Annotated in this window: 15 protein-coding genes and 1 other RNA gene; 9 read left to right on the plus strand and 7 right to left on the minus strand. The window is 44.1% G+C overall.

Features of this window, described 5'->3' with window-relative positions; all coding sequences use genetic code 11:
* Positions 1-48 precede the first annotated feature (48 nt).
* Complete coding sequence (locus NYE58_RS12510) at positions 49-147, minus strand: hypothetical protein (RefSeq protein WP_036689290.1); 99 nt, start codon at positions 145-147, stop codon at positions 49-51.
* Between the two features lie 186 nt (positions 148-333).
* Here NYE58_RS12510 and NYE58_RS12515 point away from each other — a divergent pair, with 186 nt between their 5' ends.
* The 3 genes from NYE58_RS12515 to NYE58_RS12525 all read left to right on the plus strand — a co-directional run bounded on the left by NYE58_RS12515 (position 334) and on the right by NYE58_RS12525 (position 2015).
* On the plus strand, positions 334-1170 hold the full coding sequence (locus tag NYE58_RS12515; protein ID WP_076125120.1) for a YesL family protein: 837 nt from the start codon (positions 334-336) through the stop codon (positions 1168-1170).
* A gap of 104 nt (positions 1171-1274) precedes the next feature.
* Positions 1275-1466, plus strand: a non-coding RNA gene (ssrS, locus tag NYE58_RS12520) — 6S RNA.
* 159 nt (positions 1467-1625) lie between these two features.
* Positions 1626-2015 carry a DUF1499 domain-containing protein gene (locus NYE58_RS12525; protein WP_036689295.1) on the plus strand — a complete coding sequence of 130 codons (390 nt, stop codon included), beginning with the start codon at positions 1626-1628 and terminating at the stop codon, positions 2013-2015.
* Positions 2016-2205: 190 nt separating this feature from the next.
* On the opposite strand, the gene tpx is transcribed toward NYE58_RS12525, so the two are convergent.
* On the minus strand, positions 2206-2724 hold the full coding sequence (gene tpx / locus NYE58_RS12530) for a thiol peroxidase (RefSeq protein WP_076125122.1): 519 nt from the start codon (positions 2722-2724) through the stop codon (positions 2206-2208).
* A gap of 117 nt (positions 2725-2841) precedes the next feature.
* On the opposite strand from tpx, the gene NYE58_RS12535 reads away from it, so the two are divergent.
* Both NYE58_RS12535 and NYE58_RS12540 read left to right on the plus strand, forming a co-directional pair.
* Positions 2842-3477: a rhomboid family intramembrane serine protease gene (locus NYE58_RS12535; protein WP_076125160.1), complete on the plus strand. Its 636-nt coding sequence runs from the start codon at positions 2842-2844 to the stop codon at positions 3475-3477.
* A 4-nt stretch (positions 3478-3481) separates the two neighbouring features.
* Positions 3482-4396, plus strand: a complete 915-nt coding sequence (locus NYE58_RS12540) for a LysR family transcriptional regulator (protein WP_076125124.1) — start codon at positions 3482-3484, stop codon at positions 4394-4396.
* 36 nt (positions 4397-4432) lie between these two features.
* Here the strand turns inward: NYE58_RS12540 and NYE58_RS12545 are convergent, their stop codons facing one another.
* The gene (locus tag NYE58_RS12545) at positions 4433-5104 is read right to left on the minus strand and encodes a zinc metallopeptidase (RefSeq protein WP_076125126.1); all 672 of its coding nucleotides are present in this window, start codon (positions 5102-5104) and stop codon (positions 4433-4435) included.
* A 35-nt stretch (positions 5105-5139) separates the two neighbouring features.
* The gene (locus NYE58_RS12550; protein ID WP_036689305.1) at positions 5140-5571 is read right to left on the minus strand and encodes a MerR family transcriptional regulator; all 432 of its coding nucleotides are present in this window, start codon (positions 5569-5571) and stop codon (positions 5140-5142) included.
* Between the two features lie 547 nt (positions 5572-6118).
* Here NYE58_RS12550 and NYE58_RS12555 point away from each other — a divergent pair.
* Genes NYE58_RS12555 through NYE58_RS12565 form a run of 3 tightly spaced genes read left to right on the plus strand, consistent with a single transcriptional unit; the run spans position 6119 to position 9372 of the window.
* Positions 6119-7513 carry an ammonium transporter gene (locus NYE58_RS12555; protein ID WP_036689307.1) on the plus strand — a complete coding sequence of 465 codons (1395 nt, stop codon included), beginning with the start codon at positions 6119-6121 and terminating at the stop codon, positions 7511-7513.
* A gap of 39 nt (positions 7514-7552) precedes the next feature.
* A complete protein-coding gene (locus NYE58_RS12560) occupies positions 7553-8626 on the plus strand; it encodes a DUF294 nucleotidyltransferase-like domain-containing protein (protein ID WP_076276437.1) in 1074 nt (357 codons plus the stop codon).
* Complete coding sequence (locus NYE58_RS12565; protein ID WP_076276347.1) at positions 8623-9372, plus strand: exonuclease domain-containing protein; 750 nt, start codon at positions 8623-8625, stop codon at positions 9370-9372. Before NYE58_RS12560 ends, NYE58_RS12565 begins: the two co-directional genes overlap by 4 nt.
* On the opposite strand, the gene NYE58_RS12570 is transcribed toward NYE58_RS12565, so the two are convergent.
* Positions 9354-9833, minus strand: a complete 480-nt coding sequence (locus NYE58_RS12570) for a M67 family metallopeptidase (protein ID WP_076276346.1) — start codon at positions 9831-9833, stop codon at positions 9354-9356. The genes NYE58_RS12565 and NYE58_RS12570 overlap by 19 nt on opposite strands.
* Before the next feature lie 155 nt (positions 9834-9988).
* Between NYE58_RS12570 and NYE58_RS12575 the strand changes: the two genes are divergently transcribed.
* Positions 9989-10558: a TlpA family protein disulfide reductase gene (locus NYE58_RS12575; RefSeq protein WP_341001989.1), complete on the plus strand. Its 570-nt coding sequence runs from the start codon at positions 9989-9991 to the stop codon at positions 10556-10558.
* Here the strand turns inward: NYE58_RS12575 and NYE58_RS12580 are convergent.
* Both NYE58_RS12580 and cimA read right to left on the minus strand, forming a co-directional pair.
* The gene (locus tag NYE58_RS12580; protein WP_341001990.1) at positions 10545-10838 is read right to left on the minus strand and encodes a hypothetical protein; all 294 of its coding nucleotides are present in this window, start codon (positions 10836-10838) and stop codon (positions 10545-10547) included. The two genes, NYE58_RS12575 and NYE58_RS12580, sit on opposite strands and share 14 nt — an antisense overlap.
* A 236-nt stretch (positions 10839-11074) precedes the next feature.
* Positions 11075-12694 (minus strand): citramalate synthase, encoded by a 1620-nt coding sequence (gene cimA / locus NYE58_RS12585; protein WP_036689313.1) that lies wholly within the window; start codon positions 12692-12694, stop codon positions 11075-11077.
* Between the last annotated feature and the right edge of the window lie 74 nt (positions 12695-12768).

Here is a 12768-nt window from a genome sequence, read left to right on the forward strand (position 1 = left end):
GGTGAATAGTTGTGTCCTTAGTAGGGCGCGAATTTGTTTTGTGAGATATTAGTATCCGAATGTACGAGTGATGATAACGAGCAAGATAAACAATACGAGGATCGTGCCTGTAGAAGTCCAACCGCCGAAGCCAACAGGTGTAGACATGAGATAACCTCCTTTAGAATGTGGGGATTTTGGTATTTCTTATGGTTACAATCCTAATATATGGACTATAAAGGCTTTACGTATAGACGATAGTCTATAATTCAGAAAGTTGGGCTATGGAAATGAGGAGGTCAAATGAGGTATAGTTAAGATATGTAGTATGTAAGAGACAGAGGAGGAAGGGAATTGGAGTTTAAAGGAGCAATGGGCGGCTTATACCGCGTCACAGAATGGATTTCACGTATCGCAGGAAGTAATATCTTATGGGCACTATGTTCCGCCCCGTTTTTGTTTTTTGGTGTTTTAAAGATGATTATGTTAGGGACAGGCGCAGGTGGAGCGAACGAGCAAATTACATTGAACTGGGCAATGGGGATTCTAGCGCCCTTTACGGTGTTTCCGGCTTCAGCCGCTTTATTTACTGTAGTACGTAAGTGGGTAATGGGGAATACGGATGTGGGAACTTTTCGTACATTTTTTCAGGGGTATAAAGAGAACTATGTAAAAAGTATGCTCGGAGGAGTTATCTATACATTGATGTTCGTTGTTATGTACGTTGATGTAACAGTTTACATGACACAAATGCCTAACTTCAGAATTGTTGGTATTTTGATGTTGGTGCTGATGATACTTTTGTCGGTATCCATGTTTAACTTCTTTTCCATTGTGGTTCACTACCAAATGGGCTTCAAGCAAGTGATGACCAATTCTATATTGCTGACTATAGCACGCCCAATCCGTGTGTTCTCTACATTGATTGCAGCCGCGGTTCTTGTTTATATCGGTCTTAGATATCCGGCTCTGTATTTCATTTGTATTCCAACGTTGATTGCAATGGCGGCCTTCTTTAACTTCTACGCTACTTATAATAAGCTACAGCTGCAAGTAGAAAAGAAGAAACTGAAAGAGCAGGAAGAAGCAGAAGCAGCAGCATTGAACAATCGGGCGGATGAATATGACGACGATGACGATGATGATGACTACGAGGATGAAATTGATGAAAAGGACACCAAACGCATTTAACAAAATGCTGGATTAAGCGTTGGATATTTCCAGGTAATTAATTCCTGTGTAAAAATAAAGCGCATACAGGTTTACTTTTTCGTTAAAACGCAATATAATAATAACAAATCCTGCGATGTACGTTACGGTTACTCGTTGTTTTGAACCAATGATAATGTCTTGGGAGATCTACACGAAGCGCAGCTGAACCGCCCTGTCTATATGACTTGGGGAATTCAAAAACGTTTTCTGCGATCACCCACCTGCTCTAGCAGGTTCAGAAGACACTGTAGCCGGACGGCATAAGCGGGTTTTCTCTTGTTTAAGCCAAGGCGCCCTGTTTCCCGTGAATAATGGGAGCGGGCGCTTTTTTGTATGTCTGGAATAAAGGGAAAGTGAGTTATACCCTTTTGTTCCTGAGACAAGAGTGTTACACTTATAATAATGAACTTGGGATTTGTAGAGGGGGAAGAATTTTGTCGTTAAAAAGAACCTTGGTTGGCTTATTCCGCAGTCATGATGGAACAAGCGACCGCGCCAAAGATCCGACATTAAAAACGCGTTATTACAATCTAACTAAAGACAAAGCATGGGAAGAAGTTTCATCAACTTTAAAGAAAGTTCCTGGATTTAAGGTGCTTCACGAAGTGGAGTCTGTAGGTGAGATTACTCTTGAGAAAAGAACGGCATTTGGCCGTACGCTGGACATTACGGTATCGGTGCTAAATACGACGCCTGTTCGTTGTGGTGTAGACATGTATTCTGCATCTAGAGGTTCACTTGGTGATCTCGGGGCGAATTACCGTGTGATTCAACGCTTGTATGCATCTTTGGACAAAAAATTAGGAAAATACAAAGCAGACTGATTTTTAGAGGCCCGTCAAACCCTTCTTGCTTAGGGATAGTATGAATGCGTTTACGTAAACGGTGAGCTGCTCAGTGTGTTATCGATAAATCTTTCTATTACAAAAAAAAGCGGGAGAAGGATGGACCTTCTGCCGCTTTTTTAACAGAGATAATTAAGTATTGTTGGAATAACCGCTACTGATTAAAGAATTAGAGCAGCTTCTTCACAGCAGCAATAGCATCTTCATAGTTAGGGTGCTCGGTCATTTCACTCAAATATTCAACATATACGATCTTGTCGTTCTTATCCAGAACAAAGATGGAGCGCATATCTAAGCGGAATTCTTTAATCAGCACACCATAGGCTTGTCCAAATGAGGTTGCTTTGTGGTCGGATAGAGTAATTACTCGATCGATACCGGCAGCACCGCACCAGCGAGCTTGGGCAAACGGCAGGTCCGTGCTTACAGTTAGAATTACCACATCGTCACCAAGCTCTGCGGCTTCACTGTTGAACCGGCGGGTCTGTGCGTCACATACCCCGGTATCAAGAGAAGGGACAACACTGATTAGCTTGATTTTACCGGCATAATCACTTAGAGACACGTCTTCCAGAAGATTCTTGCTCAGAACAAAATCGGGTGCAGGATCACCAGCTGTTAGCTTAGGTCCTACGAGAGTGATGGGGTTGCCTTTAAAAGTAGCTACGCCTGTTTTTTCTTGCGTCATATCCTTGTTTTCCTCCTCGAATTATAATATTGGATTCTTACTGCCACAATAAATTATAATCTTAATAGCAGGAAGATGTCCAACCGGACAAGATATATATGTAAAGGGATGGGTGTTATGATATTTATTCGGTACGAAAATTGGAAAAGTTATGTCCGGTATTATCCGGTAACCTGTCTGCTCATATTGGCCAATGTGATCATGTTTATCCTGACGGTAATTAACGGAGGATCAACAAATATTCAAACACTTATTGATTTTGGTGCTATAGTTGATGTGAGTCCGTACAAAGAGGAACTGTGGCGCTATCTGGCCGCTATTTTTTTACATAATGGGTTTTCCCATCTGTTCTTTAATTGCTTCGCTCTCCTGGTGTTTGCACCGCCTCTGGAGCGATTGCTGGGCTGGTGGCGTTATGCGCTGCTCTATGTGGCGGGAGGCTTTCTGGCAAATCTGCTTACAATTGCGATTAGTGCCCGCTCAGTAGTAGAGGTTGGTACGGTTTCGGTTGGTGCTTCTGGAGCAATCTACGCCATTTATGGTGCATTTTTATACATTGCCGTTATTCAACGGGCGATGATGGATGAGGGCTCGCGTAAGACTTTATACGGATTGCTAATGATCGGGATCATTATGTCGTTTGCTACACCGAATGTAAATTGGGTTGCACATCTCGGAGGTTTGGTTTCTGGCTTTTTCGTATATGGGCTAATTATTCGTATATTCAAAAAAAGCCTAAGACAGGGGCGATGATGGAGTGGAGCTAAGACAGCTGCAATATTTTTTAAAGGTAGCTCAAAAAGAACACGTAACAAGAGCGGCAGAAGAGCTTCATGTAGCGCAGTCTGCGGTAAGCCGTCAGATTCATCAGCTGGAGCAAGAGCTTGGGGTTGATCTATTCATGCAAAAAGGGCGCAATCTGCAGCTTACCCCTGTTGGGCAGCTCTTTTGCAAGAAGGTTGAGAGTATCCTTAAGGAGTTGGAGCATTCGGTAAATGAGGTGCATGAATTTCTGGATCCCGAGCGTGGTGAGATTCGGATTGGATTCCCGCATAGCCTTGGCACACATCTAATCCCGACTATCGTTGCAGATTTTCGTAAGTATTATCCTCATGTCAAATTTCGTTTTAAACAAGGATCTTACCCTTCTTTGATAAAAGACGTATTGTCTGGAGAAGTGGATTTAACCTTCATTTCACCTTTTCCTGAGAATGATGAGCATGTCTCGGGGGATATTGTAATGACTGAAGAGTTGTTTGCGATTCTTCCTCAGAATCACCGGTTGGCAGGAGAATCTGAAATTCGGTTGGAACAGCTGCAAAAAGAGAAGTTTGTTCTATTCAGCCAAGGCTATTCGTTAAGACCTATCGTTTGGCAAGCTTGCTTGCAGGCGGGATTCCAACCGCAGATTGCTTTTGAAGGCGGAGAGACCGATACCATTCGTGGTTTGGTGGCCGCAGGGATGGGTGTGAGCCTGCTTCCGGAGATGGCGTTCTATCAGACGAATCCGCTTCAACCAGCCCAGGTGAAGGTTGTGGAGCCTGCGGTGACGAGAACGGTTGGCTTGATCTACCGTACAGATAGTAAATTACCGCTGGTGGCACGTTCCTTTCGGACTTTTTTAATCTCCTACTTTAAAGCTAGGCAAAATAATACCCCGGTCGGCTCTTAGCCTTCCGGGGTTTTTGTTGTTTAGAGGTATGCGATATTAGTCGCGGTTGCCTAAAAAGACGGTGATCAAGCGAAGCAATTCAAGCAAGGATACTAGAGCGGCAGCGACATAAGTTAATGCAGCGGCGTTGAGAACCTTTGCTACTCCGCGTTCTTCTTCGTTGCGGATGAAACCTTGTTCTACCATGACCTGACGAGCCCGGTTACTGGCGTTGAATTCTACAGGCAGCGTTACGAGCTGGAATGCAACAGCTGCTGAGAAGAAAATGATACCCAAGCCTATAAGATTAAAGTAACCGAAGATGAAACCTGCCATCAGCATGAAAGGCGCGATGCCTGATGCGAAATTAACTACCGGGAACATCCGGTGACGAAGTGTCAACATAGGATAACTTACTTTATGCTGAATCGCGTGGCCTACTTCGTGACAAGCGACAGAAATTGCAGAGATGGAACTTTCATAATATACAGGCTCTGATAAGCGTACAACTCTGTGGATGGGGTCATAATGGTCTGAGAGTGTGCCTCTTACAGGTTCAATCGGAACATCGTGTAAGCCATTAGCATCGAGCATACGTCTCGCGGCTTCATATCCAGTCAGGCCGTTCGAATTAGCTACCTTTGACCACTTGCTAAAGGTTCCTTTGACTCTAAACTGTGCCCACAATGAGAAAAGAAAAGCAATAATTACTAATAGGTACATAAACATAGATGCATTCCTCCACTGTATTGTAAATATGGTATTTACATTGGCGGTCCTTGCGTAAGCAATAGCCGGATCGCTTCCATGCAGGCTAATCCCTGAGGGAGCAGATTTGAAAGTACGCGACTGGCCTGTCCTGGCTTCAAACCACTAATAAGAGGTTCAAGGGCTTTTACTTCCCGTTCTAGCCGCTGCATTTGCTGCTCTAACTCAACTAATTTATCAGAGACGTCAGTTTCTGGTGTTGCCTCGTTCCATTTGCCTAGCATAGATTTGATTTCTTCCAATGAATACTTGTCATGCTTTAATTGAGTAATACGTTCTAAAGCAGCCAAGGTTTCATGGCTGTATAGCCGATAATTTTTGGTGCTTCTAGATTCCGGGGAGATTAATCCCAGTTTCGTGTAATAATCAATAGTTCGTTCACTAATGTGAGCAGCCTTAGCTAATTCTCCAATTCGATACAAAATCATATCCCCATTTAATCTCGCCTCACTAATTGAATACGACTGCCGATAAGTGGCGGTCATCTCCTAAATTGATGGTTTCTTATGCTATCTGTAATGATAACAAACTGGAAACCATACAGTCAAACGTCATACTTTCATAAAGTATATGCAGTAAAGAAGGGTTAATTCATGAACGGTGATCTGTAGTTTCTATACAATACACTCAAACTCATAGGGATATCAAATTTGAAGAATGATTGGGTTGAAAACTATAAGTTACCCCGATACATAACATTAAATGTTATGTATTTTGTGATTTTGATAAAAGAAGCGTTCAATTATCAGGTAATATAAATGAGGTTGTGCGCGTAGTTATTTTAATGAAAATGCAGCTAGAATCAGGTCTTTAGGACCTCTAGTCCATTAGTACTGTGAAAATTTCGTGTGCTCAAATAAAATAAAATAAAAACATTCCCAAAATAGTCTTGTCAATTTACCTGACTTCTGATTATAATGACATTAAGAGTTTCACGCTTTGTTAGAAAATATAACATTGGGGAGTGGGGTAAAAATGAAAAAGAAATGGTTGATGATGTTACTGGCCATGATTACACTGATGATTTATCCGGTAAGTGCTTTTGCAGCGGACGGTCCGACGAACGTAGACTTACAAGTCGGATTGGACACAGCGTTTACCTTCCTGGCATTCATTTTAGTATTCTTTATGCAAGCAGGGTTTGCAATGCTCGAAGCGGGTTCGGTTCGGATGAAGAATGCAGGGCACGTAGCAGGTAAGACAGTACTTACCCTGGCTATCGCAAGTCTTTGCTTCTGGGCTATCGGCTTTGGACTTGGTTTCGGTAACGGCAATGGCTTCTTCGGTACTACAGGCTTCTTGTACGGAGGAGATTCAACCGCAGCTTCTTTTGAATCACTTGCATTTTCTGATGTTACTTTAAATGTTAAATTCTTATTCCAAATGGCCTTTGCAGCAGTTTCCTTGGCTATCGTATCTGGTGGTATGGCAGAACGTGCGAAGCTAAGTGTGTATATCATTTTCGGAATTTTGTTCTCCGTCGTAATTTATCCAGTTGTAGCACACTGGGTATGGGGCGGTGGCTGGTTGGCTGAGCTGGGTATGCAAGATTATGCAGGTTCCACGGTTGTCCATCTTACAGGTGCAACGGCAGCAGTGGTAGCAACCATATTGCTTAAGCCTCGGCTTGGTAAGTTTAATAAAGAAGGTAAACCCGTGATCATTCCAGGTCATAACCAAGTATTTACTGTACTCGGTGTTATTATCCTCTGGTTTGGTTGGTTCGGATTCAATCCAGGTAGTGCTTTGTCCCCAATGGGCGGTTTCTTCGGTCACGTAGCCCTAACAACGAACATCGCAGCAGCAGCAGGTGGTTTGGCAGCATTGATTGCTTCTTGGTTGTACTTTGGTAAATCTGATATTCCAGCAATGCTGAATGGTGTTCTGGCTGCATTAGTTGCAATCACAGGAGCGTGTGCTTTCGTTGATCCATGGGCAGCAATCATTATTGGTTTTGTAGCTGGCGCTTTTACATTCATGACTTCCCAATGGCTGGAACGTGCAGGGCTTGATGATCCAATCTATGCTTTCTCGGTGCATGGTATTGCGGGGATGTGGGGTGCAGTTTCAACGGGACTGTTCGCTGTACCTGAGCTTATCACTAAAGGCGGCTTGGTAGGTGAAGCTGGGTTGTTCTACGGTGGTGGTTTCCATCAACTAGGGGTTCAAGTGCTTGGTGTGGTTGGAACATTTGTTTTCGTAGCCGTTCTTTCTTTCATCATCTTGTATGTAATGAAGGTAACTATCGGACTTCGTGTTACAGAAGAAGAAGAATTGATGGGCCTGGATATCAGTGAACATGGTACTTACGGATACCCTGAGCAAATGAAATTGATCGCAGATTCGGAATCCAAAACCCTTAAACAATAACATTTCAACTCGGACAGGGAGGCGGACCGTGTGGCATCGATGGAGTTAACAGATGAGTATAATGAAGAAAGCTTTAGGACCATCGTATTGGCCGGTTCGTCAGAGGAGCTTAGGGAGAGGCGTGTTGCCTGTCAAAAAGTACTTCTCGAACAGTTGAATGTTATTCCTATAGAGGAATGGATGTTCCGTGTGAATACTATGCATGATCTTATTGCCCAAACCGCAGTACTCATATGTGAGGCGCAGATGAAAGAGGCGGGCTATGGCCCGCCTCCCTGTGCTTATTCCTTTATTGTGTTTGGCAGCAGTGGGAGGCAGGAGGCAACGCTTTGGAGCGATCAGGATAATGGCCTGATAGTCGAAGGAGAGCCTGATGGGGAAAAAAATCGCTATTTCGAATTTTTCGGAACTTTGTTATCCGATATGCTTGAAGAAGTAGGATATGAGAAATGTGCGGGGAAGGTAATGTGCTCCCAAGTCATGTGGCGTAAGACATTATCTGAATGGATAGAGCAGCTTGATAGCTGGAGAAATCAGTTGGAATGGGAGCCGATCCGGTATCTTATTATCTCTTCGGATATGCGTCATGTGGCAGGAAGCGTGGAGTTATCAGCGAAGTGGCAAGAAGCTTTCTATGAAGGCTTTGCGGAAAATGAGTTGCTGTCTAATGCTATTCTTCGCAATACAGTACGCCATAAAGCGACTTTGAATTTACTGGGACAGGTGTTAACAGAACGGTTTGGTGATTATGCAGGCGGATTTGATGTTAAGTATGGGGTCTATATTCCGTTAGTGAACATTGTTAGACGGTTGTCATTACTACACGGCATTAGAGCTGGCTCGACATTAGAGCGGATTGAAGCGCTTGATAGGCTTGGGAAATATCAACATTTAGAGGATATTCGCAGAGCTTTCTTATTAGCAATGCGATTGCGAGTGAACACGCCATATAGTGTTCAGGATGGAATGTTAATCAGCAGTGATTATGTAGCTGAGAGTGAATTGAAGAATAAGCAGCTGCTGTCTGAACTGCGTGAAAGCCTGCTGCTTGTCAGACGCCTTCATCGGGCGCTGCAGCGTCAGCTCCGCTCAGCGGAAAGGTGGCGGTCATGAGGGAGCCGAACAAAAACGGAGGATTCTGGAGTAATCTAAGACAAGGTGGAATGCCCTCGGCAATTGCTTCGATGAGAGGTGGGGAAACTGCGCAACAGACTGCGCAGCAAATGGCCTTTATTCGATCTTTGATGCGAGAGAAGCGACGGCCTGAGGTGCTGCATACCCCATTGTCTGAATTAGAGACAGTGATCTTTGATCTAGAGACTACAGGCTTTTCCCATCAGCATGGGGATGAGATTATGTCTTTCGGAGCCGTCAAGGTTGTTGGAGAGCAGATCAAAGAAGAGGAATGCTTTTATACACTGGTGAATTGTCAGACGGCTATTCCGGAGGATATTACAAGGCTGACTGGGATTACGGAAGAAATGACACAATCCGCTCCCTCCTTAATGGATGGCCTTCATAATTTTATGTCCTTTGTAGGTCAAAATGTGCTGGTGGCACATGCAAGCTCACATGATAAGGCTTTTCTTAATGCTGCTTTATGGAAAACCTCTAAAGTTCAGCTAACACACCGTGTGCTGGACACGATGATGTTAGCGCGATGGCTTGAGCCACAGCGAAGTAATTATTCGCTGGATGAGCTGCTATATGTGCATGAAATTCCGATTCATGGCCGTCATCATGCCTTGGAAGACGCAAAGATGACAGCACAGCTGTGGGTGATCTACCTGCGGGAAATTTCGGAGCGCGGCCAAGTGGATACCTTGGGTGATCTTTATGCTTATTTAAGTAGAACGTGAAGCGGGGCTTGAGATAAACCGCGGAACAAATTACCGCCGCGGTCATCAGGCAAACGCTCAATATAAAATCCGTTCAGAATGGGATTGCCGCTATCTTTGGTGTTGGGAGAACCTATAAGATAAAGCGCAAACTCAGGTCCTAGTGCTGTTAGTCCTTTATAATCGGCAACTGAAGGGATAGGTGCTGAATGTGGGTGGGTATGAAATAGACCGATGATAGTTGGTTCATTGTACAGTACATTAATCCACTCTTCAGGGTGGGGAGTAAAGGTGTGCAGCGGGTCTGGCGCTACGTTGCGCAAGGGTACGTAAGTATCTATGAGCATGCCACCCGCTGCGGCAGCACCCAGCAGGACTCCGCATGCTTCATGCGGATAACAGGACAGCAGGTGCTTCCCCAGTGCTTGCTGTACGGAATATTTCAGTCTAATAGGCTGGACATTTCCCTGGAATGCTGCCATTTGTTCACCCCTCTCTCTTCATTAGGGTTTCGTCGCAGACGAAACCCTCTTTTTTTATTATAAAAGTATATATTATTGTGTAAAAAATGGATGGTTTGAAATTTAACCTATTGAGGGTACAATAATAGAAAACTATTCCAATCGTAAAGGAACAGATGACTATGAAAGCAAGTAATAAATTAAATATAACAGTATTACTCATAGTTGTATGTGTTGCTGTGTTTGCGGTGTGGCATAATCGTGAGCCAAAAGCAGAAGCTGTGCTTGCGCAGCAAAATGAGCTGCCGATGAAGAGCGGACCTAAGGCTGGACTGCGTGCACCTTCGTTTTCACTTCAGGGAACAGATGGGACTACCTATGTTGTTGATGGCCCCAGAGATAAAGCGGTAATCCTTAATTTCTGGGCTTCATGGTGTGATCCCTGCCAGCAGGAAGCTCCTGAACTTAATACCATGGCCACTAAGTATAAGGATGTTCTAGATATTTACGGTATTAATGTGAGCAGTCAGGATTATAAACCCAATGCTGAACGTTTTATCAAGAAATACGGTCTTGTGTTTCCGGTTATGTTTGATGTAAAAGATGAGGTGTACAGCAAATATAATGGAGCTGTTTTTCCCACCAATGTGCTTATTGATAAGAATGGAGTGATCTCTGAGATTATTCTAGGTATTCTTAGCCCTGAAGAGTTGGAGGAGAAAATAATCAAGCTTACCGAATCATGAAGCAGGCTGTCCCATGTGGAGCCAGATCTGTTTTTTCTCCAAACAGCAAAAGACTACAGATCAGCGATTCTTCTTTTTGGAGGATCGCTGATCTGCGTTTTTGGTCAGCCGCGATTTGCTTTAGTTGACCCCAAGCATTAATTTCACTATACAGTGGAGCAGAAATGGCTGGAACCCCGAAGGAAGCCTCGTTAGAACAATTGGGGAATTTCTCCCTATTATTTTGAGATCTCGGGTCATTGATTTGATAATTAGGGAGGAATCCCCTGTTTCTGATCATTTATAGCGAATATTGGCTATTTTCAGGGAGTTTTTCCCTAATTACTCTACCGCACCCGCACCCCGCGCATCCCGCACCGCACACTGCCCATTGCTCACCGCCCACCACCCAAAGTCTATGGGCTAAAGCAATAGTCCGTTACACAGCCTATTTAATAAAAAAGAAGCTGCCCTATAAGTAGAATTCTACTTTTGGGAAGCTTCTTTTTTGTCTTACAAAATTCTATAAGTGATCAATTAATGATTGACCAGGCCTCTAGGTTCATTGCTGGTCGTCTTCTCATTCTCCAAAGAGAGCTCATTTAGAAGCGCGTAGCGCATACTGTCAACAAGTGCCTCCCAGCTGGCTTCAATTACGTTACTGGAGACACCAACCGTACTCCAAGTGTCTGTGAAGTTCTTGGATTCAATCAATACCCTTACCTTCGCTGCAGTCTGATCCTGTTCATCTATTACACGGACTTTATAGTCGGATAGATGCATTTCCTTTAATTGTGGGAAATAGGTCTGTAATGCTTTACGAAGCGCGTTATCGAGTGCGTTGACTGGACCGTTACCTTCAGCAGCGGTATAAAGATTCTCACTGCCAACTTTCAGCTTCACGAACGCTTCAGATACTACTGGATGTTCTGCGGTTTTCTCAACTAACATCTTGAAGGATTCAAAGGTAAAGGTTTCATTCATCTCGCCAGTAGCTTCCCGAAGGAGTAGCTCCAGTGAGGCATCGGCACCTTCAAACTGATAACCTTGATGTTCCATCGTTTTGATCTTCTCGATCACCCGGCGAGCCTGCTCGCTGCTTGGATCCAGATTTAAACCCATATCCTGCGCTTTGGAGAGTACATTGCTCTGTCCAGCCAGTTCGGAGACCAGCACACGCTGCTTGTTCCCGACAAGCTCAGGAGCAATATGCTCATAGGTCCGTGAATCACGCATGATGGCGGAGACATGGATTCCACCTTTGTGTGCGAAAGCTGCATTTCCGACATAAGGCTGATTTACCGGCAGATTAACATTGGCAACTTCACTAATGTAGCGGGCAGTGTTGGTAAGCTGTGACAATGAATCACCTGGAATACAGTGATAACCCATTTTGATCTGTAGTGTAGGAATAATAGAACATAGGTTGGCGTTGCCACACCGTTCACCGTAACCATTAATGGTACCTTGTACTTGCCGTGCTCCAGCTCCGATGGCGCTAAGTGCATTGGCAACCGCTAGCTCACAGTCATTGTGAGTGTGAATTCCGAGATTGGCTCCGGGCAATTGTTGATTTAGAGCGGTAACAATCTCATGAATTTCGTAAGGTAAGGTCCCACCGTTGGTATCGCACATTACAAGCCAATCTGCTCCGGCTTCCCGGGCTTTGGACAGAACAGCTGCTGCATATTCAGGATTATTCTTGTATCCGTCGAAGAAATGCTCGGCATCAAAAATTACTTCAAGGCCTTGGCGTTTCAAGTAGGATATGGAGTCGCCGATCATGGCGAGATTCTCCTCAAGCGTAGTCTGTAATGCAGTGTGTACATGGAAATCCCAAGATTTTCCGACGAGTGTAGCAGCAGGAACCCCTGCGTCAATCATACGTTTTAAATTGTCATCGTTTTCGGCCAAGGAATTCTTCCGCCGAGTGCTGCCGAACGCTGTAATTTTGGCGTTCAGATGAAGCTCCTTGACTCTTTTGAAAAATTCAATGTCTTTATTGTTGCTTCCCGGGATGCCACCTTCAATATAGTGCACACCCAGATCATCGAGTTTCTTGGCAATCTTCAGCTTGTCGTCAGCCGACAGACTGATGCCTTCACCTTGGGTGCCGTCGCGTAATGTAGTATCGAAGATGGAGATGGACTTAGACATGAGAGTCCTCCTTATAGGGAAATGAATTTATATATTATAGCATTTTTACGCGGGAATGTAACAAAGAACTTTAC

It is taken from the genome of Paenibacillus sp. FSL L8-0708 (assembly GCF_038009325.1).
Lineage (GTDB): Bacteria > Bacillota > Bacilli > Paenibacillales > Paenibacillaceae > Paenibacillus_AQ > Paenibacillus_AQ odorifer.

What these genes read in the sequence shown, in the direction of transcription:
- NYE58_RS12510 (WP_036689290.1), bottom strand. Translation starts at nt 147, where the DNA reads ATGTCTACACCTGTTGGCTTCGGCGGTTGGACTTCTACAGGCACGATC.
- tpx (WP_076125122.1), bottom strand. Translation starts at nt 2,724, where the DNA reads ATGACGCAAGAAAAAACAGGCGTAGCTACTTTTAAAGGCAACCCCATC.
- NYE58_RS12535 (WP_076125160.1), top strand. Translation starts at nt 2,842, where the DNA reads ATGATATTTATTCGGTACGAAAATTGGAAAAGTTATGTCCGGTATTAT.
- NYE58_RS12545 (WP_076125126.1), bottom strand. Translation starts at nt 5,104, where the DNA reads ATGTTTATGTACCTATTAGTAATTATTGCTTTTCTTTTCTCATTGTGG.
- NYE58_RS12550 (WP_036689305.1), bottom strand. Translation starts at nt 5,571, where the DNA reads ATGATTTTGTATCGAATTGGAGAATTAGCTAAGGCTGCTCACATTAGT.
- NYE58_RS12555 (WP_036689307.1), top strand. Translation starts at nt 6,119, where the DNA reads ATGAAAAAGAAATGGTTGATGATGTTACTGGCCATGATTACACTGATG.
- NYE58_RS12560 (WP_076276437.1), top strand. Translation starts at nt 7,553, where the DNA reads ATGGAGTTAACAGATGAGTATAATGAAGAAAGCTTTAGGACCATCGTA.
- NYE58_RS12565 (WP_076276347.1), top strand. Translation starts at nt 8,623, where the DNA reads ATGAGGGAGCCGAACAAAAACGGAGGATTCTGGAGTAATCTAAGACAA.
- NYE58_RS12570 (WP_076276346.1), bottom strand. Translation starts at nt 9,833, where the DNA reads ATGGCAGCATTCCAGGGAAATGTCCAGCCTATTAGACTGAAATATTCC.
- NYE58_RS12575 (WP_341001989.1), top strand. Translation starts at nt 9,989, where the DNA reads ATGACTATGAAAGCAAGTAATAAATTAAATATAACAGTATTACTCATA.
- NYE58_RS12580 (WP_341001990.1), bottom strand. Translation starts at nt 10,838, where the DNA reads ATGATCAGAAACAGGGGATTCCTCCCTAATTATCAAATCAATGACCCG.
- cimA (WP_036689313.1), bottom strand. Translation starts at nt 12,694, where the DNA reads ATGTCTAAGTCCATCTCCATCTTCGATACTACATTACGCGACGGCACC.